Origin of the sequence: Methanobrevibacter sp. (genome assembly GCF_045644645.1) — an archaeon.
Taxonomy (GTDB): domain Archaea; phylum Methanobacteriota; class Methanobacteria; order Methanobacteriales; family Methanobacteriaceae; genus Methanocatella.
Genome location: NZ_JAZRHE010000053.1, coordinates 1 through 4,789, shown reverse-complemented (window position 1 = coordinate 4,789; position 4,789 = coordinate 1). Strand labels below are relative to the sequence as shown.

Annotated in this window: 4 protein-coding genes; 1 reads left to right on the top strand and 3 read right to left on the bottom strand. The window is 31.4% G+C overall.

All coding sequences use genetic code 11. From position 1 onward, the window contains the following. Positions 1–273: 273 nt before the first annotated feature. Positions 274–1,734, top strand: a complete 1,461-nt coding sequence (locus ACKI4K_RS03250; protein ID WP_407422239.1) for an ATP-binding protein — start codon at positions 274–276, stop codon at positions 1,732–1,734. A 478-nt stretch (positions 1,735–2,212) separates the two neighbouring features. Here the strand turns inward: ACKI4K_RS03250 and ACKI4K_RS03245 are convergent, their stop codons facing one another. The 3 genes from ACKI4K_RS03245 to ACKI4K_RS03235 all read right to left on the bottom strand — a co-directional run bounded on the left by ACKI4K_RS03245 (position 2,213) and on the right by ACKI4K_RS03235 (position 4,544). After that, entirely contained in the window at positions 2,213–2,599 is a 387-nt protein-coding gene (locus ACKI4K_RS03245) for a hypothetical protein (RefSeq protein ID WP_407422237.1), read from the bottom strand. A 145-nt stretch (positions 2,600–2,744) separates the two neighbouring features. Continuing rightward, a complete protein-coding gene (locus ACKI4K_RS03240) occupies positions 2,745–3,356 on the bottom strand; it encodes a hypothetical protein (RefSeq protein ID WP_407422235.1) in 612 nt (203 codons plus the stop codon). Positions 3,357–3,524: 168 nt separating this feature from the next. Next, on the bottom strand, positions 3,525–4,544 hold the full coding sequence (locus ACKI4K_RS03235; RefSeq protein WP_407422233.1) for a Fic family protein: 1,020 nt from the start codon (positions 4,542–4,544) through the stop codon (positions 3,525–3,527). Between the last annotated feature and the right edge of the window lie 245 nt (positions 4,545–4,789).

Genomic DNA, 4,789 nt, shown 5'->3' with positions numbered 1-4,789 from the left:
GTCAAAATTTGTTTAACAAATTTGTCCTTATTCAATTTTAAAAAATAATAAATTTTAAATAGTTTTAGGACAAAATATCTAATTCTAAAACATTAATATAAATTATGTAACTGTTGTGTTTTCATTCTATACTCCAACTTTTAGGTTGTGGATGAATTGCAAAAGAATAATTTTTATATAAATTATTGAATGCTTATTTATATATTATCATTCAATATATTGAATAAATATTTATATTATATCATTCAATATATTATCAAAGAGGTGATTATCATGAATCCTGAAAATGAAGATTCATTTTATGATTTTTTACAAAGTCAAATTACGGACACTCCATTATCCCTAAACAATGAATTGTCCAATATGGGAGTTAAATTTAACCATAGGGATGATTTTGATGAAATAAAACTTTTAATGGATGAATTTATCGATGGAAATAATGTTAATCGTTATATTGTATTGCCCGGTCTAAGGGGTGTTGGAAAAACAACAATTCTATTTCAGGCATATGACTATCTATTGAATCAAAAAAATATCAATCCCGAACAGATTTTATATTTTTCATGCGAAGAGCTAAATAAAATAGAAGACTGTGATATCTATGATACAGTTAAATATTATCTAAAGACATTCCATAACTCATCACTGCAGACGCTCAACGAAAAGATATTCCTATTAGTCGACGAGTCGCACTTTGACAAGGATTGGTCGATTTCAGGCAAACTAATCAATGATAAATCAAAAAACATTTTCATGATTTTTACAGGTTCATCTGCAATAAATCTGGAGTATAATGCCGAAGCAGCGAGAAGAATGATAAGATATCCGATAACACCATTAAATTATTCACAACACCTAAAATTAAAATACAATTATCAAACTGACATTTCCAATGATTTGGTTGACTTATTGTTCAATGGTAATGTTGATGCTGCAATCATAAAAGAAAATAAGATTAATCGTGATTTATTGAATTTAAAGAATTATAATTCTATGGATTGGGATAACTATTTTAAATTCGGCGGATTTCCATCTGTGATGCATGATACCAATTACAGAAATGCATCAAAAAAATTGTACTATTCGGTTGAAACTGTAGTGACAAAAGATCTGGGAACAATGAACAACCTAACGGCCAATACGCAAACCAATGCATTAAGGTTGATGAAATTTTTAGCAGAAAAATACCCTGGTGACATATCACAAAATGCACTTGCAAATAAAATCAAAACATCGGCTGGAAGTGTAAATACAATAATGGACTTGCTTGAAAAGACTCATTTAATATTTCACACAGAACCCTATGCCGGTGCAAATGCAAGAGCAAAAAAATCATGGCAATACTATTTTGCAACCCCAAGCATAATGCATGCAATTAATCTCAAATTCGGATTTTCATCTATAAAATTGAGCGAATATGAAGGGATATTGCTTGAAACATTAGTCGGATCGAACCTCGTCAACCTGAAAAATAGTGAAAGATTCTTTGATTTTGGCATATTTTATGACACATATAAAGTGAAAAAGCAGCGTGTTGACTTTATAATAAAAAAAGATTTTGATGAGGTAATTCCAATAGAAGTTGGGCATGGCAATAAAGGTACCAGTCAAATCAATGATGCGATAAGAAGATATAAAGCTCCACATGGAATTGTTATATCAGATACAACAAAAACTATTGAAAAAGTTGATAATGTAATATTCGTGCCAATAAAAACTTTTTCATTAATGTAAAATATTGAAATTTGGGAAGTATAATTTATTTCCAAATTTTATTTTTAGACATAATTGTGGGTTTTTTTAAGTATTATAAAATCAATAATTATTAGTGTAGGAGCTAAAAGTACATTATATTTTGTATAGTATACGGGCAATAAGATTTTTAAATGATTTTTAAACTTTATGATTTTTAATGTCGTGAACTAACTTTAGAGCAATGGCTTGATAATAATCCTGTCTGCATTGCTGGAAGTAAAATTCGCAGCATTATAATTTTAGAATACATTTAATTAATGGTTTAGATTTTTGAATCTCAAAAAAAGTTGTCAGATTTGAAATAAAGTCGATTAAAGCAATCGACCCATTCAAATCCCAAGAAAACGCATCAAAGCGAGTTCTCAACAGCATATGAAATTGCATGCCATAATCAATAATTTACTGAATATAATATCTCCAAGAGATGGAGAAAAGGAAAAGTGATTTTGCACTTTGCCTAATCGTTGGTGTAGTAATAGCTTATTCCACCAACTGAACCAACTACGCCAGATCCTATAAATATTGTAGTAAATAAATTACCGAGTTTGACAGTATTGAAATTATAACTATCTGGACTAAAGTAGATAACAGAGTCATCTAATGCTTGACCTACTGCAGTACCCCAGAATCCCCCCGCTGCGCCTGCAGCAGCTGTTCCGATAATCAGATTCAGGCAGGTTGTCAACCGATTATAGTTCACATCATAAACTTCGGAATTAATATAAGCGGAAAATGCTGTACCTATTAAAGCACCGAGAGCTGCCCCTACGGCAACACCTATTGCTAAATTAGCTGTAATCGCACCAACGACCATTCCTCCAAGGTAACCTAGCACATAACTCATTACTGTGAGTATGGTACGTTTAGTTAGGGATAAGCTTTCAGGGAATTCAACATAGGAGCACTCGCCATCACCAGTGATTTCTTTCCCGTCAAAGACTACTCGACCTCCTTCGCCGACACAGATGTCATTACCTTTGTTGTATGCTTCATTGCCTGAAAAGATACAGTTTACTATTTGTCAGCATCCCCTGGTTGAATATTGCTCCTCCGTTTTTGGCAAAGTTGTTAGTGAAAGAGCAGTTGATGCAGGTGAGTAAACCTGTGTTGAGTATTGCAGCTCCCCAGTCCCTCTCAACGAGGTAGTCCATCTTGTTCTTGTCGAAATTTACGAATAAGAGCATGCACTCTCCGCCCATATTTTCGATTGCTGTATTGAATCCTTTAAGGGTTATGTTTCTTGCGGCCAATGCAGTATCGTTGCTTAAAACTATCCATTTGTCTTCATCTCGGGATTTGAATGAAGCTTCGATAGTTGATCCTGCACCGTTGATGTAGAGCACATTGTAAATTGATGATTCGAGGTTCCATGCCGCATCGCAGCATATTGTCATTCTTTTTGTAAATTCAACATCCATCAGGTAGGTGATTGAATTATTCTTTGCTATGTTATTGGCATGTGGTATATCCCAATTCAATATCCTCAGTACAGGAACTAGGGGAGTTATGGAATAGAAGTTTGCCAATGCAAGGACATAATCCTGTGTGCTTGAGACATATAGTGTTTTTGTTATTGTGAAACGTGTTTCATAAGATAACATTCGATTTAACATATTTGCTAGTTGGTGATTAATATATTTTTTGGTTGATGATTAATTTTATAAAATTCATCAAATTACTTATTTGGTGATTTAAACAGTTTTAATTAAAAATAAAAAATTTATGATGGTTGATGATTAAGGTTGATGATTCCTGTTTTATTAAAGAATTTATTTTAATAGGTATTCTGTATTTCTACCGTTTCCCCTACTTTCTATTAATTCCTTATCTTTTAATTTTTTAATAATCTTATAGCTGCCTTGAGGGGTAATGTTTAACCTCTCCCGAATATCTTTATTTTGAATATGTCCTTTTTCTTCAAGAAGTGTTAATACAGAAATTTCATTTGGAGTTAATTGAATGGTATTGTCATATTTTGATGTGATTTTGGCTAATTTTAACACTTCTGATTTAACTTTATTTATTGAGTATAATACTCCGCCACAGAAATATTCCAGCCAATTTGTTAAATCATGGTTTTTATCGGCACTGTTTAGTGCATCAACATAAGCCTGTCTGTCTTGATTGTAATATTCGTCTAAAGTGAAGTAGTTATTGATATTAAATTTGTGAACTGATAAAATCAATGTTGCCATAAGTCTGCTGGTACGTCCATTTCCATCAACAAAGGGGTGGATACGTACTAATTCATAATGAAGAATTCCAGCGATAATGACGGGGTACATTTCATCTGTCGAATTGTTTAGCCAATCTAATAAATCATCTACTAAACCTGGTACTTTATAAGCATCTGGAGGCATATAATTTATTTCCTGAGTATGTAGATTACCAATAAATACGCGAGTATCTCTAAATTTGCCCTCATATTCAGGATTGCGCAATAAATCTTTAGTCAAATCTTTATGTACTGATAAAATTGTGTCGGAAGTAATAATTTCATCCGAATATTGATCTAAATGATTTAATACATTGAAATAATTTAATACTTCCTGTTCTGCTTTAGTAGTTGGTTCTTGATTGTTTTTGATTAATGTTTCTACTTCATCTAAATTTAAAGGATTCCCCTCAATTGATGTTGAATAATGTGAAGATCTAATGAGAGCCTCCTGTTTTAATTGGGTATCATATAATGGGATTATTTTTGCATTGCTGATGACTTCTTTAGCTGAAGCGATTTCTGCAATATAATTCACGATTTTATCGGTGTATGTAAATTGAGGTTCAAACATAGTATCGACTTATTTTTCTTAATTGCTATTATGTATGTGGTTGATGATTAACATATTTTTTGGTTGATGATTAATTTTTTAAAATTCTTTAAATTGTTTATTTTATGATAAAAACAATTTTGATTAATAATAAAAAATGTATGATGGTTGATGATTACAATTTTATGAAAATATTTTCCTTAATTTTCTTTGAGAATTTGGTAAGTATATAATTATTCTCGTGATTATCCTTTGTTAATAAAGTT